The organism is Arthrobacter sp. 10L430 (genome assembly GCF_056395245.1).
Genome location: NZ_JBFTJD010000005.1, coordinates 130,341 through 152,760 on the forward strand (window position 1 = coordinate 130,341; position 22,420 = coordinate 152,760).

The window sequence follows — 22,420 nt, forward strand, 5'->3', positions numbered from 1 at the left end:
ACGGTCATCACTACTTCTTGGCCTTGTCCTTGGATTCGTCCGTGGTGAGAGCCGCGATGAAGGCTTCCTGCGGCACTTCCACACGGCCCACCATCTTCATGCGCTTCTTGCCTTCCTTCTGCTTTTCCAGCAGTTTGCGCTTGCGGGTGATGTCACCGCCGTAGCACTTGGCAAGGACGTCCTTGCGGATGGCGCGGATGCTTTCGCGGGCGATGATCCGGGAACCGATGGCCGCCTGGATGGGCACCTCGAACTGCTGGCGGGGAATGAGTTCGCGCAGCTTGCCGGTCATCATCACGCCGTAGGCGTACGCCTTGTCCCGGTGGGTGATGGCGCTGAAGGCATCCACCTGTTCGCCCTGGAGCATGATGTCCACCTTGACCAGATCGGCCACCTGCTCGCCGTCGGCTTTCCAGTCAAGCGAGCCGTAGCCGCGCGTCTTGGACTTGAGGATGTCGAAGAAGTCAAAGACGATTTCGGCCAACGGCAGGCGGTACCGGATTTCCACCCGGTCCTCGGAGAGGTAGTCCATGCCGCCCATGACGCCACGGCGGCTCTGGCACAGCTCCATGATGGCCCCGACAAACTCGTTCGGGGCGAGAATGGTGGCAGACACCATCGGCTCGCGGACTTCAGCGACCTTGCCGGTGGGGTATTCACTGGGATTGGTGACATGGACGACCTTCTTGTCCTCCAGTGTCACTTCGTACTCCACGTTGGGGGCAGTGGAGATCAGATCCAGCTTGTACTCGCGTTCGAGGCGCTCACGGGTGATTTCCAGGTGCAGCAGCCCCAGGAAGCCCACACGGAATCCGAAGCCCAGCGCGGCCGAGGTTTCCGGCTCATAGATCAGCGCGGCGTCGTTGAGCATCAGCTTCTCCAACGCATCGCGGAGCACCGGGTAGTCGGTGCCGTCCAGCGGATAGAGGCCGGAGAAGACCATGGGCTTGGCGTCGGCATAGCCGCTGAGGGACTCCGCGGCAGGCTTGGCCAGGTTGGTCACGGTGTCGCCGACCTTGGACTGGCGGACGTCCTTCACGCCGGTGATCAGGTAGCCCACTTCGCCGACGCCCAGGCCCTTGGAGGGTGTGGGCTCCGGGGCGCTCACGCCGATCTCGAGGAGTTCGTGGGTGGCGCGGGTGGACATCATCTGGATCCGCTCACGCGGGTGCAGCATGCCGTCAACCACGCGGACGTACGTGACGACACCGCGGTAGGTGTCGTAGACAGAGTCGAAAATCATGGCGCGGGCAGGGGCGTTGGGATCGCCTACGGGGGCGGGCAGATCTCGCACGATCTTGTCCAACAGAACCTCGACGCCAGCGCCGGTCTTGCCCGAGACACGGAGCACATCGTCCGGGTCGCCGCCGATGAGGCTGGCGAGTTCCGCCGCGTACTTCTCGGGCTGGGCCGCGGGGAGGTCGATCTTGTTGAGGACCGGAATGATGGTGAGGTTGTTCTCCATCGCCAGGTACAGGTTGGCGAGGGTCTGGGCCTCGATGCCCTGAGCCGCGTCCACGAGCAGGACTGCGCCTTCGCAGGCGGCCAGCGATCGGGAGACCTCGTAGGTGAAGTCGACGTGGCCGGGCGTGTCAATCATGTTCAGGGCGTAGCTGGTGCCCTCAACTTCCCACGGCATCCGGACAGCCTGCGACTTGATGGTGATGCCGCGCTCACGTTCGATATCCATGCGGTCCAGATACTGGGCCTTCATGTCGCGGGACTGAACGACGCCGGTGTACTGCAGCATGCGGTCGGCCAGGGTGGATTTACCGTGGTCAATGTGCGCAATGATGCAGAAGTTCCGAATGATGGCCGGATCTGTCGCGGCGGGCACCGGGGCGGTGCGGGCCATGGGAGACACGCAGGGTCCTTACTGTTGGCATTTCCGCGGCGTCATTCCGGCCGTACTCGGGCCATCCTGATGCTGCCGCATATCTGAACCTCTAGTCTCCCACGTTCGGGCCCCCCGCCGTACATTCCGCATGCCACACAGATGTGGGTGTCCTGGGCGCACTGACAGGGCGGCGGTATCGTTGCCGGCATGGCTCTGAACTTCCGTACCCTCGGCAACGCCGTCCGGGCTTCGCTTCGCTTCCTCGCCGGCTCCCCAGCCCGGAAGCCGGACCCGAAGGGGACACCGCGGCCCGGGAGGAACAACGCACCGGGGCAGGCGGGTGCCCGGGCGGGAACCGCGGGCTTGTCGGCCCCATATCCGGGCGATTTCCGCGGCACGGCGGCCCTGCGATACTCCCCCTCCCCCGATGGCCGGCCCGATCCCGGTGAGGTGGTGTGGACCTGGGTCCCCTATGAAGAGGACCATTCCCGCGGGAAGGACCGCCCCGTCCTGCTGGTTGGAAACCACGGACGCTATCTGCTCGGCCTGATGCTGACCAGCAAGGACCACGACGGCCATCCACGCGGGAGCCGCGACTACGTCGACATCGGCAGAGGGCCGTGGGACCGGCAATGGCGTCCCAGCGAGGCCAAACTCAACCGCGTCCTCCAGATCCGCCCTTCGGACATCAGGCGGGAGGGCGCAGTTCTGGACCGGAGCCAATTTTTCCTGGTGGCCGATGCGTTGAGGGAACACCACGGCTGGAAGTGATGTCCCGGAATCGATGATTGGGCGCGCCGGAGCTGGACAAATGGCGTCTTCAGCACGGATTCTGCTACTATTCATAGCTGTGTGTCCGTGCAGGTCGACGGCCACTCATGGTTGGTCGCCATAGGTATCCCCACGCCGCTCAGTCAATGGCCAACCTGAAAGCCCTCTAGACCATTTCCGCATTAAAAAGAGAGTTCACACGTGGCAAATATCAAGTCCCAGAAGAAGCGCATCCTGACCAACGAAAAGGCTCGCCTGCGCAACAACGCAGTCAAGTCCGAGCTGAAGACGGCCATCCGCGCCGTCAACACAGCCGTTGAGTCCACCGACAAGGATGCCGCTGCTACTGCGCTCGTTACTGCCAGCCGTAAGCTGGACAAGGCTGTCAGCAAGGGTGTTCTTCACAAGAACAACGCTGCAAACCGCAAGTCGGCGATCTCCAAGAAGGTCAACGCACTCTAAGGTTTTCCAGTTCAACTGAACTGATGCTTGTGGCCGGCACCATTGGTGCCGGCCACATCTCTTTAACGTGCCCAGCCCCTCCGGCGGCGGTGACGGTGGCGGCGAGCGGTGGTTAGCGGCGGCGGGCAGCCGTCGAGATCACCGTGACAGCGTGCTCCACCGCGTAGACGGGGTCACGCGAGAGGCCCTTGACCTGCGCGTCGGCCTCTGCCGTCACCTGGATGGAACGGGCCAGGCCTTCAGGCGTCCATCTCCGGACGTCACGCTGCGCCTGTTCCACGAGCCACGGCTGCATGCCGAGGTGTTTGGCAATCTGCGCTGAGGACCCTTGGGCGCCGGCTACTTTGGCGACGGTCCGCAGCTTCGCGGCCAGTGCCGCCACCAGCGGAACCGGGTCAGCCCCCGTGGCCAGAGCATGGCGCAGGGTGGACAGCGCCACCGGCCCGTTGCCGGCCATGGCTGCGTCCGCCACTTTGAAAGCGGTGGCCTCGATCCGGCCGCCGTAATAGCGCTCAACCATTTCTGCGTCCACCGCCGTCGAGGCGTCGGAAATAAGCTGGCTGCAGGCCGCAGCGAGTTCGGACAGACTGGCGCCAACGGCGTTCACGAGGGACTGCACCGCTTCAGGTTCGATGCGCCGGGATGCTGCCTTGAACTCCGACACCACGAACGCGGTCTTCTCCGCATCCTTCTTCAGCGGCTGGCAGTCAACAACAGGCCATCCCCCTGCTTTGACCGCGTCCAAGAGCTTCTTGCCACGGACTCCCCCGCCGTGCCGAAGGACCAGAACCGCGTCCTGTTCCGGGCGAGCCAGATACGTCAGTCCGTCAGCGAGAAAAGCGTCGTTCATCGACTCCAGGCCTTCGACCTCGATCAGCTTGCTCTCTCCGAACAGGGACGGACTGACGTTCATGGCGAGCGACCCGGGCTCATAATTTCCTGCGTTGAGCCGGGAGAGCTCGACGTCCGGAGCGGCGGCCCGGACCTGCGAGCGGACCCGGTCCATGGCACGGATGCCCAGGTATTCCTCCGGACCCGTGATCAGCACCACTCCCGCTGGCGTCACGTCCCGCCAGGTGGCCGAATTCGTCGCCGACGTCTTGGATCGTTGGGGCTGGGCAGCGGCCACTGTTGGTTCCTCCCGGGATACGGATTGCAGACTCTAAGCCTGCCACGGCGCAACGGCTGCACCAAGCCGCGCCGGGCGGAGCGGGCCGAGCCGCGCCGTCGGGTCCTTCGTTGAAGCACCTGCTCCAGCGAAGCTGCAGTGGCGCGGTGGGCGGCAAAAATGAGCCCTCGTGTTTGGGCCGGGTGGGCAGCCTGCCAGACGGCAATCAAGGTCAAGGCAGAAAACAGCACCATGGTGAGCAGCCCGAACGCCCCCTCGGGCCAGGGCGGAGCCGCACCGGGAAAACCGGCGGCGAACCTGGCCACCCCGGCGACGCCTGACGCGAAGAAGCCGGCAACGCCGATCAGTGCCGTGGCCAGCCACGGAACAAGCGGCACCAGGGGCACCGCAGCGGTTCCCAGGATAGTGACCGGGGCAACGAGCGGCGCCACGAGTACATTGGCCGGCAGCGAGTAGGTGGCGAACTGGGGCTGCAGCAGGACGACGACAGGCCCGCACAGCAGTTGGGCCGACAAAGGCACGGCGAGGCCCGCGGCCACCCAGCGCGGGACGGCGCGCGGAATCCAGTCCGCGATCTGCCGCCCCAGCACGATGATGCCGAGTGTGGCCAGTACGGACAGCAGGAATCCGAAGCTCGTGCCGAGTCCCGGGTCTATGAGCAGGAGGCCGATGACAGCCAGGCACAGGAAGCTCAGGCCGCGTCCGGTTCTTCCGCCGGCAAGAGAAGCCAAGGCGATGGCCCCCATCAGTGCGGCCCTCAGCACGCTGGCATCCGGCCCCACCATCAGCACAAACAGTCCGAGGCCGGCCAGGGCAAGCGCCGCGGCCGGAACCCTGGCGAGGCGGAGGCTGCGGGCCGCGAGGAGCAGGGCGCCCAGGATCAGGCTGCAGTTCGCCCCGCTCACGGCCGTCAAGTGGGTCAGTCCTACAGTCTTCATGGCTGTTTTCAGCTGTTCATCGAGTCCGCTGGCGTCACCCGTGACCATGCCTGGCAGGAGTCCTCTGGCATCGGCGTCCAACCAGGCGGCAGCCCCCGCGAATCGCCTGCCCAGTGATGCAGGTTCTGCCGTCCAAACGTCCGCGGCCCTGATGGTTACGGGAGCCGAGGACGCAGCAAGGATGCCGGCCTCCACCTTTCCGGCATCGGGAGGGCGCAGCTTCCCGGCAGCACGGACCAGCTGGCCGGGGACCACACGCTGCCAGTCCTCCCCGCCCATGATGACCACCGCGGCGCCGGCCCGCAGCAGCTGGCCCCGGGCGGTCAGTGATTTGACCGTGGCATTGACCGCCCAGCGTTCGGACAATCCGGACGCCCCCGGCCTTCTGAGGGCGTGCGGGGCGCCGGCTATTTCCACTTCCGCCACAACGGACGCGCGTGCCGCAATGGCTCCTGCCACCGGACCGTCATGCTTCTGCGCCGAGGAGACAACCGAGTGGGCTGCGGCGGCCACGGCCAAAAGCAGGGCCGCCATCATCGTCAGCAGGAAGCTCCGGTGAGGGCGCCCTCCCGCCTTGCGGCGCCGGAGAATACGGAGGAGCAGGACGCCGGCGCCCGCCGCCAGGGCACAGCACAGGCCAAGGAGCCAGGCCGGATTAAGCCAGAGGCCGGCTCCCGCAGCCGCCCACACGACTAAGGCAGGCGGGACCAGCCGGAGGTCAAGCCGTCGCCGTCTCTCGTCGGCCGAATCGGTGGCTCGCTGCTCGGGCAACAGCCGTGCCCGCAGCTGGTCCCGGATTCCCTGCAGGAGGGCTGGGCCAAGCGGACCCGTCGCCCGGACCGGTCCCGAAGCAACCGCACCGGAACCAACCACTCCGGAAGCCGCCGGAGGCCCTCCATTGGACGGTGGCGGATGGAAGCCGGAGCGCCGGGGCGGGCCTCCGGCAGCCGGTTCGCCGAAAGCCGGGCTGACGGCCGCCTCCACGTACCGGTGCCATCTACTGGTCCTCCGTGCAGGGTTGCCGTCCATCTCAGACCGTCACCAGCGGGAGCAGCGTTTCCAGCATTTTGGGTCCTACTCCGTCCACGGCGTCAAGCTCCTCCACTGTCTTGAACGGGCCGTGCTCCGCGCGCCAGTCAACGATGCGTTGGGCGAGCACCGGACCCACCCGCGGCAGGCTTCCCAGTTCCTCGGCGCTTGCACTGTTCAGGTTGGTTTTGGCCGCGGTGCTGCCGCTCCTGCCTCCCGCTGCGGACGCACCGGACCCGGTCCCTGAAGAACCCGATCCCGATCCGCCAGGCTGCGCCCCCTGCGGCACTGCTTCGGGCGGTGCTGCTTCCCCTCGGCGTGGGACGTAGATCTTCTCGCCATCTTCCAGTTCCGCAGCAAGGTTGAGCCGGTTAAGGTCCGCGTCCGCAGTTCCGCCGCCGGCTGCCGCAATCGCCTCGTGGACCCGGCCGCCCCGCGGAACCTTCACCACGCCGGTTCTCTTCACGGCGCCGGCAACGTGTACAACCACGCTTCCGGAAGGAGCGTCCGAGGCCGGGCCAGATCCGGGGCCTCCGGATTCGGCCGGACCGCCGGCGTCGTCGCTGACGTCCTCTTCCGCGCCGCCCGCACCCGCATCAGGCGTGGCCGCGACCCCTGTCGTCACGGCGCCCAAGGGGACAACTTCCGGTTCCGTGGCCGCAACCCGCCACCAGAACCAACCACCTACTAGCAATGACATGATGCCCAGCAGCACCGCGGCCCGGACCCCCAGGCGCCACCTGACACGGGCTTCGGCCGTGCCGGAAGGGTGGGAGGCGGGGGAATCCCGGAAGTCACGGGCTGCCCTGTCTCCGCTACGGTAGGAGAATCCCCGGCCGTCCCCCATTTCCAGCAGCCCGGCACGCTCCGTGAAGGGATCACCGACCTGCGGGGCACCGAGCCTCGCCGCCAGGCGGCTGGCGGGTTGCCGGCTCGAGGCAGGGGCCGCCGGCTCGGCCCCCTCGGGCGGACGCAGGCCTGCCGGGCTGCGCGACGGATCGCTGGCTGCAGGTCCAGCGGTCCGGCGTGACATGCCTTCCACCGTAGGCGACCCGGCATCCGTGCCACCAGCGCGGGCCGCTCGTATGTGGATAGCCTCAAACCGCCAGTTCGTGTGGTCCCAACCAAATCGCAGGGTCTACCGGATATTATTCGACGCAGGTGCGCTGCCGGGTGCAGTATTGGCGCGCCTGCTCCTCACCGGTGATGAGCCGGTCCGGTTCGAGAGAGGTTCTTCCATGAGCACTGAGACGCCGAGGGCCCAATCCAGCCGCAAGCGCACCGTGACTATCGGCGCGGCAATCGTTGTCCTGCTTGCCGTTATCGCCATCGTCGTGGCAACCCAGGCATTCCGGGCAAGCGAGGACGCAGGGGCAAAGGACAGGGCGTCCGTTGAGCCTTCCGCGCCGACCCAGGCCACGGACGGCACCCAGGTGACCTCACCCACGCAGAAAGCCTCACCCACGCAGAATGCCCTCACCGGGCAGGACGCCGAGCTGGTGGATGAGGCCAACACCGTCTGCGAAATGCGGCTCACTGAGAAGTACCCCACCGCCACCATCAGCCCCGGGACGAAGTCAACGATCAAAAAGCCGGACGGCACCTTCGACACGGCCGGCTCCTACACCGACGGCGGCAATTCCAGCCCCATACCGTTCGAGTGCTCCTCTACCCGAACCGATGGCAGCTGGACGGTTGTTTTGAAGCCCGCGAAAAACGGCTGAACTCCGCCGGTGTGAGAAGCGCTTTCAGCTGCTCTTTCCCGCGGCCGGATCAGCCGTGCGTTCCGGATGCGCTGGACTCGCCCCATCCGCCAGGCGTCCCGGTGCCGCAGCAACATGGCCGGAAGCCGGCACCGGGCTGAGTGCAGCCACAGCCGACGTAGTGCTTTCACCGACTATCACGGCAAGGACACCGAGTCCGGCGTGGGCTGCGAGCACGGCCGGGAGGGAGCTGATCTGCGCCGGCGGAGTGTCCGGCAGGGCCACCGCGAGCCGGGAGGCAAGGACCTCGGCCTCGGCCCGGTTTCCGAAGTGGTGGATGGCCAGCCTGGCCTCCCCCTGCGGCCTGGCCGCGGCGTCAGCCACCACGATTTCCTCCAGCCGGGCGACGGCCCTCGCGGCGGATCGGATCTTCTCGAGCGGCACGATTTTGCCGCCGTCGACTGCAAGAATCGGCTTGATCGAGAACATGGTGCCCAAAAGCGACGCGGCGGCACCGATCCGTCCGCCGCGGCGCAGCTGTTCCAGGCTCGGAACATAGAAGTACACCTTGGTCTTCGCGAGGCGCTCCTCGGCGAACTTCCGCACTTCAGCGGCACTGCGGCCGTCAGCGGCGGCAACCACGGCGCCTTGCACCGCCAGCCCCTGCGCCATGCCGACCGTCCGGGTGTCCAGCACCTCCACCGGGATCCCGACACGGGCGGCAGCCAGGCGCGCCGACTCCGCCGTGCCCGAGAGGTCACCGGAAATATGGATGGACACCACAGCCTCATAGCCGCGCCGTTCGGCCGCCAGGTACGCCTGCTCAAACTGCCCGGGCGATGGCCGGGAGGTCTTCACCGGCGTAGCCGCGGCGAGTGCCACCGCGATGGTGTCGGCGATATCGTCCTCACCCTCGCCGTAGATTTCCGCACCCACCATGACGGGCATCGGGACCACCGCCAGCCGGCCGTCAAGGGAAAAACCGCGCACCCAGTCAGCTGGAAGCGCCGCGGCAGAGTCCGTCACGACGGCGGTACGCACGACGACGGCGGGTTCCGCCGCAGGCGGCACCGGTCCCGGGACGGTGGCTTGGCGGAGGCGGGCCAGGTGGTCTTTCAACCACAGCCAGGCTGCCGGCTCGCGGTCAATCACGGCACACCTCCTGCAATTAGGCCGGCCGCCGGAAGTACCGGCGGCCGGAACCCCGCCTAGGCCGGGACGATGTTGACCAGTTTAGGTGCCCGCACGATGACCGTGCGGATCCCACGGCCGTCGAGGGCACGCTGGACGTTCTCCGAGGCCAGCGCCAGTTCACGCAGCTCATCCTCCGAGATGCCGGGCGACACCTCGAGCCGGTCCCTGACCTTGCCCTGGACCTGGACCACGGCGGTGATGGTGTCCTGCACGAGCAGGGCGTCATCGTGCGCGGGCCAGCCCGCGTTGGCCACGGAGGCGGGGTGGCCCAGGACGTTCCACAGGTCTTCGGCCGTGTAGGGAGCAAAGAGGCTGAGGATGACAGCCACCGCCTCGACGGCCTCGCGGACCGCAGGGTCAGCGCCGCCGGCACCGGAATCGATGGTCTTGCGGGTGGCGTTGACCAGCTCCATGAGCTTGGCCACCACCACGTTGAACTTGTTGTTGTCCAGCAGTTCCGCGGCGTCGGCGATGGTCCGGTGCGTGACGGTGCGGAGCGCACGGTCGCCCGTGCTGGCGTCCGCACCGGGGGCACTCGTGACGTCCTGGCCGAGGCGCCAGGCACGCGCCAGGAACTTGGCCGAGCCCGAGGGCGAGACATCGGCCCAGTCCACGTCGTCCTCGGGCGGTGACGCAAAGATCATCGTGAGACGCACGGCGTCCACGCCGAACTTATCCAGCTGTTCGCCCAGGTCCACTCCGTTGCCCAGCGACTTGCTCATTGCTTTGCCTCCGTTGAGCACCTGGCCCTGGTTCAGCAGCGCGCTGAAGGGCTCGTCGGCGGCCAGCAGGCCCATGTCATGAATGACCTTGGTGAAGAAGCGGGCGTAGAGCAGGTGCAGGATGGCGTGCTCGACGCCGCCGACATACTGCCCGACCGGCATCCACTCGTTGATCTTCGCAGGATCGAACGGACCGTCGGTGTAGTGCGGGGAGACGAAGCGCAGGAAGTACCAGGACGAGTCCACGAAGGTGTCCATGGTGTCCGTGTCCCGCTGGGCTGCACGTCCGCAGTTCGGGCAGTCGACGTTGACCCATTCGGCCGCCGCGGCCAGCGGGGAGGTGCCTCTCGGAGACAGTGCCTCGCCACGCAGGTCTTCGGGAAGCCTAACCGGGAGTTGCTCGTCGGGTACCGGCACTTCGCCGCATTCGGCGCAGTGGATGATGGGGATCGGGGTGCCCCAGAACCGCTGGCGGCTCAGGAGCCAGTCACGCAGCCGGAAGTTCACGAACTTCTCGCCGGTGCCCTGCCTGTCGAGGATACCGATGGCGGCTGGAATGGCCTCTGCCTTGGGCAGGCCGTCGAGAGGACCGGAGTTGATCAGCGTGCCTTCCCCGGCCGTTGCCTTGCCGGAAACGGCCGGATCCTCCTCGCCGGTGTCCAGCACCGCGCGCACAGGCAGGCCGAACTCCTTGGCGAAGTCGAGGTCGCGCTGGTCGTGCGCGGGGACGGCCATGATGGCGCCCGTGCCGTAGTCGGCCAGGACGTAGTCCGCTGCCCAGACGGGCAGCTTTTCACCGTTGAGAGGATTGATGGCGTAGCGGCCGGTGAACACACCGGTCTTATCCCGCTCGGTGGACTGGCGTTCGATGTCCGAAAGGGCCTTGACCTTTTCGCGGTAAGCCATAAGTGCGTCATGGTGTTCAGGGGTAACCAGGTCCAGGGCCAGGTGCGCGTCAGCGGCCACCACAAAGAACGTGGCCCCGTACAGGGTGTCCGGACGCGTGGTGAAGACGGTGACGTCACGCTCGGCTCGTCCGTCAGACGCCTCGATCACGAAGCGGACATGCGCGCCTTCCGAGCGGCCGATCCAGTTTCGCTGCATCGCCAGTACTCGCTCGGGCCAGTGCCCCTGCAGCTCGGACATGTCGTCCAGCAGCCGGTCCGCGTAGTCCGTGATCTTGAAATACCACTGGTTCAGCGACTTCTTGGTCACGGCCGTGCCGCAGCGCTCACAGGCGCCGTTGACTACCTGCTCGTTGGCCAGCACGGTCAGGTCCTTGGGACACCAGTTGACCGGTGAGTCCTTGCGGTAAGCGAGGCCGCGCTCGTAGAAGCGCTTGAACAGCCACTGGGTCCAGCGGTAGTACTCCGGATCGGAGGTGTGCAGGCGGCGGGACCAGTCAGCGGAGATGGCGTAGCGCTTGAACGACGCGGCCTGCGTGTCGATGTTGGCGTACGTCCACTCGCTCGGGTGCGCGTTGCGCTTGATCGCCGCGTTCTCGGCCGGCAGGCCGAAGGAATCCCAGCCGATGGGGTGCAAGACGTCGTAGCCCTTCTGGCGCAAGTAGCGTGCCACGACGTCGCCCATGGCGAAGGCCTCGGCGTGGCCCATGTGCAGGTCGCCCGAAGGGTAGGGGAACATGTCCAGGACGTAGCGGCGCTCCCGGGAACCGTCGTCGGCAGGCGTGAAGACCTTGAGATCCTCCCACACCTGTGGCCACCGGGCCTCCATGGCCGCGAAGCTGTAAGCGCCCTCCTCGGGGCTTTCCGCTGCACCTGCTGTTGTTCCGGTCTCGGTCTCCGGCTGAACGCTCACTGCTGCCCTCTTCTGTTCTGTCATGACGTCTGTCCTGTCACAACGGTCTGATCCCCCGCCGCCTGCCGGGAATGCGTCCCGGACACACAAAAGCCCCTCCACATGGAGGGGCGGCCGCTCGGTAGTCCGTATGTCCGGGATACCGGGCGGCTAGCTAAGCAGAAGGATCGCACGCATAAAGCTACTCTAGCGCACGGTACGGGCGACGGCACCGACGCCGCCATTTCTGCGCTCCACCACCGCCGGTGATGTGACGCGGACGCCCGCAGCACCAGGGGCCGGCTGCCTCCAAAGAGACGGCCGGCCCCTGGTTCTGGTACGGCTTGCCTGGGCCTACTTCACGTCCTCGTCGACCCAGTCCATGGACTTGGTCACGGCCTTCTTCCATAGCCGCATCTGGCGGTCCTGCTCGGCCTGCTCCAGCGCCGGCTCCCACCGCTTGTCCTCGGACCAGTTAGCCGACAGCTCGTCGAGATCCTTCCAGAACCCGACGGCAAGGCCGGCCGCGTAGGCCGCGCCGAGTGCGGTGGTCTCCACCACCTTCGGACGGATAACGGGGACGCCCAGGATGTCCGCTTGGAACTGCATGAGCGCATCGTTGGCGACCATGCCGCCGTCGACCTTCAGCTCGGTGAGCGGAACGCCGGAATCGGCGTTGACCGCATCCAGCACCTCCCTGGTCTGGAAGGCGGTGGCCTCCAGGGCCGCCCTGGCGATGTGGCTCTTGTTGACGAACCGAGTCAGACCCACAATGGCGCCACGGGCGTCTGACCGCCAGTACGGCGCGAACAGGCCCGAGAAGGCCGGAACGATGTACACGCCGCCGTTGTCCTTCACCGAGGCAGCGAGGGTCTCCACCTCCGGCGCCGTGCTGATCATGCCGAGGTTGTCGCGCAGCCACTGAATGAGCGAGCCGGTGACGGCGATGGACCCTTCCAGCGCGTAGTGCGGCGCTGCGTCCCCCAGTTTGTACCCCACGGTGGTGAGCAGTCCGTTCTTGGAGTGGACGATCTCCTCGCCGGTGTTGAAGATGAGGAAGCAGCCGGTGCCGTACGTGTTCTTGGCCTCACCAGTCTGGAACGCGGCCTGACCGAACGTGGCAGCCTGCTGGTCGCCCAGGATGCCCGCCACGGGAACTTCCCGCAGCAGCTGCGAGGTGTGGACGGTGCCGTAGACCTCGGAGGAGGACTTGATGGCCGGCATCATGGACGCCGGAACACCGAAGATGCGCAGGATCTCTTGGTCCCACTGCAGCGATTCCAGGTCCATGAACAGCGTCCGGGAAGCATTCGTGACGTCGGTGACGTGCACGCCGCCGTCCACGCCGCCGGTCAGGTTCCACAGCACCCAGCAGTCCGTGTTTCCAAAGACCAGGTTTCCGGCCTCGGCCTTTTCCCGGGCGCCTTCGACGTTGTCCAGGATCCACTTGATCTTCGTGCCCGAGAAGTAGGTTGCCAGCGGCAGGCCCACCTTTTGCTTGAAGCGCTCGGCTCCGCCTTCCTTCGCGAGTTCATCCACGATCGGCTGGGTCCGCGTGTCCTGCCAAACGATGGCGTTGTAGACGGCCTCGCCGGTGGTCTTGTCCCAGACCACTGCGGTTTCACGCTGGTTGGTGATGCCGACTGCGGCGATGTCGTGCCGGGTCAGGTTCGCCTTGGAGAGCGCGGATCCAATCACCTCGCGGGTGTTGTTCCAGATCTCGGCGGGATCGTGCTCCACCCAGCCCGCCTGCGGGAAAATCTGCTCATGCTCCATCTGGCCCGAAGACACGATGTTGCCGCTGTGGTCAAACACGATGGCGCGGGTGCTGGTGGTGCCCTGGTCGATGGCGATTACGTATTGGCTCATGATGACGTCCTTGTCGTTGTGAAGGAAAAGTGCTGTGAATCAGGGGGCTGCTGTCATTCGGATCAGGTGGCGGCGTTGAACACAATCGGGAGCAGACCGGCCAGGCCTGCCAGCGTTCCGCCGATCAGGGGGCCGACCACCGGAATCCAGGAGTAGCTCCAGTCGCTGGAGCCCTTGCCCTTGATGGGCAGGATGGCGTGGGCGATGCGCGGTCCGAGGTCACGGGCCGGGTTGATCGCATAACCCGTGGGGCCGCCGAGGGACACGCCGATGCCGACCACCAGAAGGGCTACAGCCAGCGGGCCAAGCCCCGAGGGGGTCCCGCCGAAGGTGAGGATCACGAAGACCAGCACGAAGGTGCCGATGATTTCGGTGATCAGGTTCCAGAGCGTCGAGCGGATGGCCGGGCCGGTGGAAAATACCGCGAGCTTGCTGGCTGGCTCAGGTTCGACGTCGAAGTGCTGCTTGTGCGCCAGCCAGGTGACCACGGCGCCCAGGAAGGCCCCGAGGAGCTCCCCGCCGAAGTAGGTGAAGGTGGAGGCAGCGTCTACCGGGACGCCGGGGGCGTATTCGGCGTTGCGGTGAACGAGCTGGCCCAGGGTGACGGCCGGGTTCAGGTGGGCGCCGGAGTGGGCGGCGACGTACACGCCGCAGAAAACGGCGATGCCCCATCCCCACGTGACCATGAGGAACCCGCCATTGTTGCCCTTTGTGCCCTTGAGTGCGACGTTGGCCACGACGCCGCAACCCAGGAGGGTCAGCATGCCGGTTCCGAAGACTTCGGAAAGAAAAACCAATCCAAGAGACATCTTTGACTCCTTGTTTTCTGTTGTCAGTCCTTCGCGAGTTTGAAGGACGGTTGTGCCGCCAATGCTTTGGCCTTGACGGCGGCGGCCGGGACAGGTCCGCCACGGGACCCGTCCCTGCCCTTGCGCCCGGGCTGCCCTGCCCGGACACCAGGTCTTAGGCGACCAGGCTGTGGACCTCGACGCCGTGGTTTCGCTTGAGCACCTCCTGCGCGTGGTGGATCTCCGCGGCGCGGTCCGCCGCATCCCAGCCGAGCGGCTCGGCCAGCAGGTCTGCGACCTCGTTCAAAAGCTCACCGGTGACCAGTCCGCGGAACGCGAGGGAGGTCCGCCGGATCAAGACATCCACGAGGTGGCCAATCTGCTCGTTGGCTGCCATGAATTCCAGTTCGCGGACGCTGAGCTCGCGGGTGGAATGCAGCAGGCTGTCCGGGCCGGCGTCGAGGTGGCGGATGACTTCCCCGGCACGCGTGCCGTACCTGGTGAGGAGTCCGGACACCCTGTCGGCGTCGCGTGAGCCGTTCATATGGGCCTTGATCCACTGCTGGATTCCCGCGTCCGTGTCCGGGAAGCCGGCGCCGCCTCCGATGGCGAGTTTCGCCGTCGAGACCTTCCGTTCCATGCCCAGTTCGGCGAGGACATCGTTGCTCAGGTGCTCGGCCAGCGCCCGGAACGTGGTCCATTTGCCGCCCACAAGACTGAGTACGACGGCGCCGCTGCCGCCGGCTTCCGGCGTCCGCCGTTCGATGCGGTAATCGCGGGAAACGAAGCCGGGCTGGGTGGCGTCGTGCTTCGGCAGGGGGCGGACCCCCGAGAAGGTGTAGACGATCTGGTCCCGGTTCACCGCGATGTCCGGGAAGACATGGCCTATGAGGTCGAAGAAGTAGTCAATCTCGGCTTCAGTGCAGACGGCATCCTCGGACATGTCGGCGTCGACGTCGGTAGTGCCCACCAGGACGCGGTCTCCCATGGGGTAGATCAGCACAATCCGGCCGTCCGTGTGTTCAAAGAAGATTTCGCGGCCGTTGCATGCCGCCAGCAGGCCCGGGTGGTCAAGGACGATATGTGATCCCTTGGTGCCGCCCATGAAGGATGACGCGGCGCCCATCGCCTGGTTGGTGAGGTCGACCCAGGCCCCCGTGGTGTTGATGATGACGTCCGCGGTGAAGTCGAAGACTTCCCCGGTCAGCTCGTCGCGCAGCTCCACCGTGCTGGACCCGGGGGCGTTGCCCTTGACCGATGCCAGGGAGAGGTAGTTGCTGGCACGGGCGCTGCCCGCCGCCTCCGCTGCGCCAGCTTTCTCGCCGTCCTGGAGGACGTCGAGAGTGAGGCGTTCGGGGTTGTGGACGGAGGCGTCGAAGTAGGTGGCCGTGTATTTGACGCCGGGGTGCAGCAGGGGAAGTTCGGCCAGCGCTTTCTTGCGCCCGCGGAACTGGTGGCGGGGGACGCTGCCTCCGTCGCGGGAAAAGGAGTCGTACAGGCTGAGCCCAAGCTTGATGAGGAAAGCACCGCGCTCCTTCGGTTTGCCCTGCTGCTTGTGGGTGAGGAAGCGCAGGGGTGCGGCGAGAACTCCGGAGAAGGTGCTGAATATCGGAATGGTGGTCTGCAGCGGCTTGACGTAGTGGGGCGCGATCCGCAGAAGGCGGTTGCGCTCCACCACGGATTCCTTCACGAGACGGAACTCGCCGTTTTCGAGGTAGCGAATGCCGCCGTGGATCATGTGCGAGGATGCGCCACTGGCGCCCTGGCAGTAGTCGCCGCGTTCCACCAGCGCCACGTCCACACCCTGAAGGGCGAGATCGCGGAAGGTGCCAACGCCGTTGATGCCGCCGCCGACGATCAGAACGCGGGCGTTGGGCCGCTGCCGGAGGCTTGCCACAGAGGCACGTGCTTCAGTGCCCCCTCCGCTGGATTTGAACGGATGGCCGGGTGAATCCTTGAGTCCCAAAACTGCTCCTTTGGGTTTGGTCCTTGGGCTGATCTAAGCGGCACGCCGTAAGGGCGCGCCGCCTTTCACCACTATTCTTCGAAGTAATGGAAAATGGAGTCAAGCACTATGCACAAACGTGCAGAACGGAAAGTGACATGCCGCGTCCCCGCCATTCCGAAGCCCTCCGGGCTGCCCAGCTCTATTACCTCCAGGACCTCACCATGGACGCCATCGCGCGGGAACTTCGGACGTCCCGGTCCACGGTGTCGAGGCTCCTTTCAACAGCCCGCGACACGGGACTGGTCCAGATCCAGATCCGCAGCCCGCTGGACACCGGGCCGGAATTGGAGCGGCTGATCCGGTCCCAGTACAGGGTGGATGTGCACGTGGTGCCCGTGCTGGACACACTGAATGAGGCGGAAACACTGGACCGCGTGGCCATGCAGGCCGCCCGGACCATCGGTCCACTCGTGGATTCAAATGCGATCATTGGCGTCGCCTGGGGCAGCACGCTGAGCGCCGTGAGCAGGCACCTGACCCGAAAGATCACGCACGACACCGTCGTCGTGCAGCTGAACGGGGCCGGCAACATGCAAACCACAGGCATCACTTATGCCAGCGACATCATGCGCCGCTTCGGCAGTGCCTACGGCGCCCGGGTGGAACAGTTTCCGGTACCGGCTTTTTTCGACCACGCAGCCACCAAGACGGCCATGTGGAATGAACGGAGCGTGCAGCGCATCCTTGACCTGCAGGCACGCATGAGCATCGCCATTTTCGGTGTCGGATCCGTGGACGCGGACTATCCCAGCCATGTTTACGCCGGAGGCTACCTCGACGAGGACGACCTGAACGTCCTCGCCAGCTCCGACGTGGTGGGCGACGTTGCCACCGTCTTCTTCCGGGCCGACGGTTCCTCGGACGGCATCACGCTGAACGAACGGTCCACCGGGCCCTCGCTCGACCAGCTGCGCCAGGTGCGCCGGCGGATCTGTGTGGTGTCCGGCGCATCCAAAATCAACGGGCTCCGCGGCGCCCTGGCCGCCGGCCTCGCCACCGACCTGATCCTCGACGAGGCGTCAGCCCGCCGGCTTGTCAGTTTCGACAGCGGGAACTGACCCGCACGTGGCACGCCTGAATTTCGCCTCCTCTGCTGTCATCCGGAGCCATATCGGTAGAGTCATAGCCATGAATACCTCACCCCGGCTCAGCCTGAACAACGGCGTGCTGATCGACCAGTTGGGCTACGGGCTCTACAAGGTCCCGCGGGAGGACACTGCGAGGCTGGTGGCCACGGCCCTCGAAGCGGGATACCGGCATTTCGACACCGCGGCGATGTACGGCAATGAATCCGGTGTGGCACGCGGAATCGTTTCGCTGTACGGGGTGGAGGCTGCCCCGGGCGGATCAGGCGAATCCGCTCCGCCAACCTCCAGGGAAGACCTGTTTATCACCACGAAGGTCTGGAACGATGATCAGGGCTACGATGCCACCCTGCGGGCCTTCGACACCTCAATGATCAACCTGGGCCTTGAATACGTGGACATGTACCTCATCCACTGGCCCTGCCCCAAGCGGGGACTGTTCCAGGAAACGTACCGAGCGCTGGAAACGCTCTACCGCGAGGGCAAGGTGCGCGCGATCGGCGTTTCCAACTTCCAGCCGCAGCATCTGGACCGGCTGCTGGAGACAGCAGAGGTGGTGCCCGCAGTCAACCAGATTGAGCTTCATCCATGGCTTCAGCAGGGAGAACTGAGGGAAAAGCACCGCGAGCTGGGCATTCTTACGGAAGCATGGAGCCCGCTGGGCCGCGGGCAGGTCCTGGAGGATCCCGACATCCTGGCGCTCGCAGCCGAACACAAGGTGTCGGCGGCCCAGATCATTCTGCGGTGGCACCTGCAGCTGGGCAACATCGCCATCCCCAAGGCAAGCTCCTGGGACCGGATCAGGGAGAACCTCGATATCTACAGGTTCGAACTGTCCGCGCTGGACATGGCGGACATCGCCGGCCTGGACCGCGGCCACCGCACCGGCTCCCACCCCGACAACGTCAACTAGGATCACTCCAGCACATGAGAACAGCAGACTCCGAGCCGTCAACCACGCCGTCCTTCTTCAGCAGTAGCCTTGCTGCCCGGACCAGGGCATCGGACGTCGGTCTCCGCGGCGGCACTGTGGCGTACTGGACCTACGAGCCGGTGCGGACAACACCGGAAACACGCAGCATTCTGGTCATCCACGGCTTCCGCGGCGATCACCACGGGCTGCTGCGGGTGGCCGACCAGCTGCCCGACATGCGCCTGATCATGCCGGACCTGCCCGGGTTCGGCAGCTCTGAGGCGTTTGTCGACGGCGAACACAGTGTCCGCCGCTACGGACAGTTCATCGGCGATTTCATGGAGGCTCTCGGCCTGGGGCCGGACACCGTCTTGCTGGGGCACTCATTCGGTTCCATCATCGCTGCCCACTTTGTAGCCGATCACCCGCAGGCGGTCCGCCCGCTGATACTGGTCAATCCCATTGCAGCACCAGCCCTGGAGGGGCCCAAGGGCCTCATGACCCGGCTGGCGGTGCTGTACTACCGTGTCTCTGCCCGGCTCCCCCATACCCTGGGGCTGCTCCTGCTGCGCAGCCGGCTCATCGTCAGGGTCATGAGCGTGGCCATGGCGAAAACCAAGGACAAGGAACTCCTGCGGTTCATCCACGGCCAGCACCATGCCTACTTCAGCGCGTTCGCCAACCGCGAGAGTCTGCTGGAATCCTTTACGGCGTCCGTCAGCAGCAACGTTTCAGAGGTGGCCGCAAAGCTGACGCTGCCCGTACTTCTCGTGGCCGGAGAAAAGGACGAAATCGCCCTGCTCCGTGACCAGAACAAACTCGCCGCTCTCCTTCCGGACGGAACGCTGGAGGTGATCCCCGGCGTCGGGCATCTGATCCACTACGAAACCCCGGAGCCCGCCGCAGGATTCATCCGCCGTTTCCTTAAGGACCACGCCGCGTGAAAATTGTCATCGACGCCCGCTTCACGCGTACGGACCACCATGACGGCATCAGCCGCTACGGCGCCAGCCTCATCGCCGCTGCCTCGAAAATCGCGGACGTTTCCATGCTCATCAGCGATCCCAAGCAGCTGGCCCTGCTGCCGGACGTGCCGTACACACTGATCAACAGCCCGCTTTCCCCCGCTGAACTCTTTGTGGCCAGCAAGGTCAACGAGCTGGGCGCCGACGTGGTGGTATGCCCCATGCAGACCATGGGCACGTGGGGCCGCAAGTACGGGCTGGTGCTCACGTTGCACGACATGATCTATTACGAGCACCCGGCGCCGCCCGGCTTCCTGCCCGCTCCGGTCCGGATCCTGTGGCGGCTCTACCACAAGGCATTTTGGCCCCAGCGGCTCCTGCTCAACCGGGCGGACGTGGTGGCCACCATCAGCCGCACCACAGAAGCCCTCATGGCCAAGTACCGGCTGACCAGCCGCCCGGTGCGGATTGTCAGCAACGCGCCGCAGCCGGCCCAAGATCCCCGCGACCCGACGGCGGGGGCTGAGAAGACGCTGCTCTACATGGGCTCGTTCATGCCGTACAAGAACGTTGAGACCATGCTGGCCGGCATGGCCGAACTTCCTGAGTACACGCTGCACTTGCTGAGCCGGGTCACTCCGCAGCGCCGGGCCGAGCTGGAGGCCCTCATCCCGGCGGGCGCGAAGGTGGTCTTTCACAATGGCGTGACCGACGACGAATACACCGGACTGCTCAAACGGACCACCGCCCTCGTCAGCCTCTCGAAGGCGGAGGGGTACGGCCTGCCGCTGGTTGAGGCCATGTCTCTGGGCACGCCGGTCATTGCCAGCGACATTCCGATCTTCCGCGAGGTGGGTGCCGACGTTGCAACGTATGTGGATCCGGATTCGGCTGCTGCATTTGCCGCCGCGGCCCGCGGCCTCGACGACGACCGGCACTGGCAGGAGGTGTCACGGCGCTCGGTGGAACGGGCCAACGATTTCAGCTGGGACGCCTCCGCGCGGCAGCTCGTGGACGTGGCCGCGGAGGTCATGGCTCTTCGCGGCAGGCGTACCCGTTAGAGGACGTCCACGCCGTCGAGCCGCAGCTGCACGGGATCGTCAGTGCGCTTTGCCGCGCTGGCGGCCTTTACTGATCTGAGGAGGCGGGTCACTGTGCCGGCCTGGCTGTAGGGAATGAAGAGGAGGGTGCGGACGTCCTCGCTGGCGGCGTTCGCCGCGGTCTTCCCCGCTGCCGGCTGCTGTCCAGGCAGCAGCGGCGCAGGACCGGCAACGCGCAACTCCACCCCTTCCGCCGCCAGAAGCGCGGTGACTGAAGACGTGAAATGCCTTACGGCGGTGCGCCCGCCTGTCACGGAAGCGACCCTGACCGCCGGGGGAAGCAGAAGTTCGGTGCGCAGCGCCAGTTCCCGCTGCGCATAGCCGGAGGCGTCCCACCGCAGCAGCGCCCCCACGGCGGCGGTGTCGTCGGCGGTGATGACCACGATGCCGCCCTCCGTCGCAGGGCGCACCAGGGCCGCGGCGTTGAACCAGCGCCTGACGGCGTCTTCCCCGGCCCGGAGGTTTTCGCGCCTGAGGAGGGAGTCGCCGTCGAGCAGCAGGGCGGCGGCGTAGCCTCCGGCCGCAACCGGCTCGGCGCCCACGGTGGCCACCACGAGTGACCCGGTATCGGGAACGGTCGCTTTGACGTGGTCACCCGACGACGTCACGACCGCTTTGCCGGGGAAAGCCCTGCCCAGCTCCTCCGCCGTGCGGAGAACTCCGGTGGCACCGCGGCGCAGCCTCGTGTTGTTGCAATGGCTGCAGCGCCAGGCTGGTGCCGGAGTCGAACACCACCGGCACTGCGGCACGGCGGAACTGCCGGAGGCTCCGGCAATCGCCAGAGGTCCCTGGCAGGACTGGCAGCGGGCCGGCTCACGGCAGGTGTCGCACACAAGGGACGGCGCGTAGCCGGAGCGGGCGACCTGGACCAGGACGGGCCCGCGTTCCAGGCCTTCCTTGGCCGTCCGCCACGCCGCTCCGGGCAGCCGTGCGATCCGGGCCAGGGGGTCGCGCTCCTGCTCAAAGCTGTCGGCAGTATTGAGGACACGCGGAACAGTGCGTCGGACCACAGAGCGTTCGGCTTCCACGGGCATGGCCCAGCCTGCTTCCACGAGGCGCTGCGCCTCGGTGCTGCGCGTGTGCCCTGCCAGCAGGCAAGCGGCGGCGTCCTGCTCCGCCCGGAGCAGGAGCACTTCCCGGGTGTGGGCATACGGAGAACGCTGCTCGATGTGGAGGTCGTCTCCATCGTCCCAGCACACGACGAGGCCCAGGTTCCGGACGGGCGCGTAGGCCGCCGAGCGCGTGCCCACCGCGACCCCGGCGGTTCCGTTGAGGACGCGCAGGTAGCTGCGGTAGCGGGGCGTCTGGCCGTCGTCCGCCGTCAGCCGCGCGATGTCACCGGCAGGAAGGAGCTCCTCCAGGGCGGCCTGGACCCTGTCGAGGTCCCGGTAATCGGGAAGCACAACCACCGCGCCGCGTCCGGATTGCCGGACAGCCACCACGGCCTCGGCGATGAGCCGCGGCCAGCCGTGGGGTCCGAAGCCCTGCAGGGCGCTGAGCGCCGCTCGCGGCGAGCCGCCGGCGTTCAGGTGGCGGAGGAACGCACTGCCGTTCCGGTAGTCCACCCACCCCCGACCGGGGGCGGGTGATGGCGGCAGTGACCCGGTTTCTGGCCCGGGAGCGGATTGCGGCGCAGGGGGCTCTCCGGCGGCAATCTCCTTCTCCACTTTGACCACGCGGGGCGGTATGGCTACCCGCAGGACGTCGCTGACCGTCCCCGCATACCGTGCCGCGACCCGGCCGGCGAGTTCCTGCAGGCCGGGCGTCAGCACGGCAACGGATGACACCACCTTGTGCAGCGTTACCAGATCATGGCCGGCGTCGGAGTCCGCGGTCCGCTCGAGAATATAGCCGCTGAGTTCCTGGCCGCTGAACTTCACCTTGACCCGCACGCCTGGCGTGGCTGCATCATCCAGTTCCGCGGGGACGCTGTAGTCGAAGGGCCGGTCCAGATGGGGCAGCGACGATTCAATGAGGACGCGGGCCACCGGAAGGCTGGCCGCCAGTGGCGGTCCGGTGGCAGTTCTGGAACTGGCCGGAAATCCCTGCAGCAGGGACAGCTGCTGCGGCTCGTCCGCCGCGGGTTGGACGGCGTTGAACGACATGCTGT

General features: G+C 66.3%; 17 protein-coding genes. 7 read left to right on the forward strand and 10 right to left on the reverse strand.

Features of this window, described 5'->3' with window-relative positions; translation table 11 throughout:
* Positions 1-10: 10 nt before the first annotated feature.
* Entirely contained in the window at positions 11-1,864 is a 1,854-nt protein-coding gene (lepA, locus tag AC1DDG_RS07105; protein WP_230119664.1) for a translation elongation factor 4, read from the reverse strand.
* Between the two features lie 180 nt (positions 1,865-2,044).
* Here lepA and AC1DDG_RS07110 point away from each other — a divergent pair, with 180 nt between their 5' ends.
* Together AC1DDG_RS07110 and rpsT are read left to right on the forward strand one after the other, a co-directional pair.
* Positions 2,045-2,608 (forward strand): type II toxin-antitoxin system PemK/MazF family toxin, encoded by a 564-nt coding sequence (locus tag AC1DDG_RS07110; RefSeq protein ID WP_230119665.1) that lies wholly within the window; start codon positions 2,045-2,047, stop codon positions 2,606-2,608.
* A gap of 201 nt (positions 2,609-2,809) precedes the next feature.
* Complete coding sequence (rpsT, locus tag AC1DDG_RS07115; protein ID WP_230119666.1) at positions 2,810-3,070, forward strand: 30S ribosomal protein S20; 261 nt, start codon at positions 2,810-2,812, stop codon at positions 3,068-3,070.
* A 112-nt stretch (positions 3,071-3,182) separates the two neighbouring features.
* On the opposite strand, the gene holA is transcribed toward rpsT, so the two are convergent.
* The 3 genes from holA to AC1DDG_RS07130 all read right to left on the reverse strand — a co-directional run bounded on the left by holA (position 3,183) and on the right by AC1DDG_RS07130 (position 7,199).
* A complete protein-coding gene (holA, locus tag AC1DDG_RS07120; protein WP_230119667.1) occupies positions 3,183-4,199 on the reverse strand; it encodes a DNA polymerase III subunit delta in 1,017 nt (338 codons plus the stop codon).
* Positions 4,133-6,010, reverse strand: a complete 1,878-nt coding sequence (locus AC1DDG_RS07125) for a ComEC/Rec2 family competence protein (protein WP_476875503.1) — start codon at positions 6,008-6,010, stop codon at positions 4,133-4,135. Before AC1DDG_RS07125 ends, holA begins: the two co-directional genes overlap by 67 nt.
* A gap of 157 nt (positions 6,011-6,167) precedes the next feature.
* A complete protein-coding gene (locus AC1DDG_RS07130) occupies positions 6,168-7,199 on the reverse strand; it encodes a ComEA family DNA-binding protein (protein ID WP_230119669.1) in 1,032 nt (343 codons plus the stop codon).
* Positions 7,200-7,404: 205 nt separating this feature from the next.
* On the opposite strand from AC1DDG_RS07130, the gene AC1DDG_RS07135 reads away from it, so the two are divergent.
* Positions 7,405-7,890, forward strand: a complete 486-nt coding sequence (locus AC1DDG_RS07135) for a hypothetical protein (RefSeq protein ID WP_230119670.1) — start codon at positions 7,405-7,407, stop codon at positions 7,888-7,890.
* A gap of 24 nt (positions 7,891-7,914) precedes the next feature.
* Here the strand turns inward: AC1DDG_RS07135 and AC1DDG_RS07140 are convergent, their stop codons facing one another.
* From AC1DDG_RS07140 to AC1DDG_RS07160, 5 genes are all read right to left on the reverse strand, one after another.
* Positions 7,915-9,021 (reverse strand): DegV family protein, encoded by a 1,107-nt coding sequence (locus AC1DDG_RS07140; RefSeq protein ID WP_230119671.1) that lies wholly within the window; start codon positions 9,019-9,021, stop codon positions 7,915-7,917.
* 56 nt (positions 9,022-9,077) lie between these two features.
* A complete protein-coding gene (gene leuS / locus AC1DDG_RS07145; protein ID WP_230119688.1) occupies positions 9,078-11,603 on the reverse strand; it encodes a leucine--tRNA ligase in 2,526 nt (841 codons plus the stop codon).
* Positions 11,604-11,936: 333 nt separating this feature from the next.
* Entirely contained in the window at positions 11,937-13,451 is a 1,515-nt protein-coding gene (gene glpK, locus AC1DDG_RS07150; protein ID WP_476875504.1) for a glycerol kinase GlpK, read from the reverse strand.
* A 62-nt stretch (positions 13,452-13,513) separates the two neighbouring features.
* Positions 13,514-14,260, reverse strand: coding sequence for an MIP/aquaporin family protein (locus AC1DDG_RS07155; protein WP_230119673.1), 747 nt, complete (start codon positions 14,258-14,260; stop codon positions 13,514-13,516).
* Between the two features lie 154 nt (positions 14,261-14,414).
* Positions 14,415-16,205 (reverse strand): glycerol-3-phosphate dehydrogenase/oxidase, encoded by a 1,791-nt coding sequence (locus AC1DDG_RS07160; RefSeq protein WP_476875505.1) that lies wholly within the window; start codon positions 16,203-16,205, stop codon positions 14,415-14,417.
* Positions 16,206-16,342: 137 nt separating this feature from the next.
* On the opposite strand from AC1DDG_RS07160, the gene AC1DDG_RS07165 reads away from it, so the two are divergent.
* The 4 genes from AC1DDG_RS07165 (at position 16,343) to AC1DDG_RS07180 (ending at position 20,271) form a co-directional block, all read left to right on the forward strand.
* A complete protein-coding gene (locus AC1DDG_RS07165) occupies positions 16,343-17,305 on the forward strand; it encodes a sugar-binding transcriptional regulator (protein ID WP_230119674.1) in 963 nt (320 codons plus the stop codon).
* Positions 17,306-17,375: 70 nt separating this feature from the next.
* Entirely contained in the window at positions 17,376-18,245 is an 870-nt protein-coding gene (locus AC1DDG_RS07170; protein ID WP_476875506.1) for an aldo/keto reductase, read from the forward strand.
* Positions 18,246-18,259: 14 nt separating this feature from the next.
* On the forward strand, positions 18,260-19,189 hold the full coding sequence (locus AC1DDG_RS07175) for an alpha/beta fold hydrolase (RefSeq protein ID WP_476875507.1): 930 nt from the start codon (positions 18,260-18,262) through the stop codon (positions 19,187-19,189).
* On the forward strand, positions 19,186-20,271 hold the full coding sequence (locus AC1DDG_RS07180) for a glycosyltransferase family 4 protein (RefSeq protein WP_476875508.1): 1,086 nt from the start codon (positions 19,186-19,188) through the stop codon (positions 20,269-20,271). Before AC1DDG_RS07175 ends, AC1DDG_RS07180 begins: the two co-directional genes overlap by 4 nt.
* Here the strand turns inward: AC1DDG_RS07180 and AC1DDG_RS07185 are convergent.
* Positions 20,268-22,415 carry a primosomal protein N' gene (locus AC1DDG_RS07185; protein WP_476875671.1) on the reverse strand — a complete coding sequence of 716 codons (2,148 nt, stop codon included), beginning with the start codon at positions 22,413-22,415 and terminating at the stop codon, positions 20,268-20,270. The two genes, AC1DDG_RS07180 and AC1DDG_RS07185, sit on opposite strands and share 4 nt — an antisense overlap.
* Between the last annotated feature and the right edge of the window lie 5 nt (positions 22,416-22,420).

Coding starts and splice junctions, on each gene's coding strand:
- AC1DDG_RS07110 (WP_230119665.1), top strand. CDS start 2,045: ATGGCTCTGAACTTCCGTACCCTCGGCAACGCCGTCCGGGCTTCGCTT.
- AC1DDG_RS07130 (WP_230119669.1), bottom strand. CDS start 7,199: ATGTCACGCCGGACCGCTGGACCTGCAGCCAGCGATCCGTCGCGCAGC.
- AC1DDG_RS07135 (WP_230119670.1), top strand. CDS start 7,405: ATGAGCACTGAGACGCCGAGGGCCCAATCCAGCCGCAAGCGCACCGTG.
- glpK (WP_476875504.1), bottom strand. CDS start 13,451: ATGAGCCAATACGTAATCGCCATCGACCAGGGCACCACCAGCACCCGC.
- AC1DDG_RS07155 (WP_230119673.1), bottom strand. CDS start 14,260: ATGTCTCTTGGATTGGTTTTTCTTTCCGAAGTCTTCGGAACCGGCATG.
- AC1DDG_RS07165 (WP_230119674.1), top strand. CDS start 16,343: ATGCCGCGTCCCCGCCATTCCGAAGCCCTCCGGGCTGCCCAGCTCTAT.
- AC1DDG_RS07170 (WP_476875506.1), top strand. CDS start 17,376: ATGAATACCTCACCCCGGCTCAGCCTGAACAACGGCGTGCTGATCGAC.
- AC1DDG_RS07175 (WP_476875507.1), top strand. CDS start 18,260: ATGAGAACAGCAGACTCCGAGCCGTCAACCACGCCGTCCTTCTTCAGC.
- AC1DDG_RS07185 (WP_476875671.1), bottom strand. CDS start 22,415: ATGTCGTTCAACGCCGTCCAACCCGCGGCGGACGAGCCGCAGCAGCTG.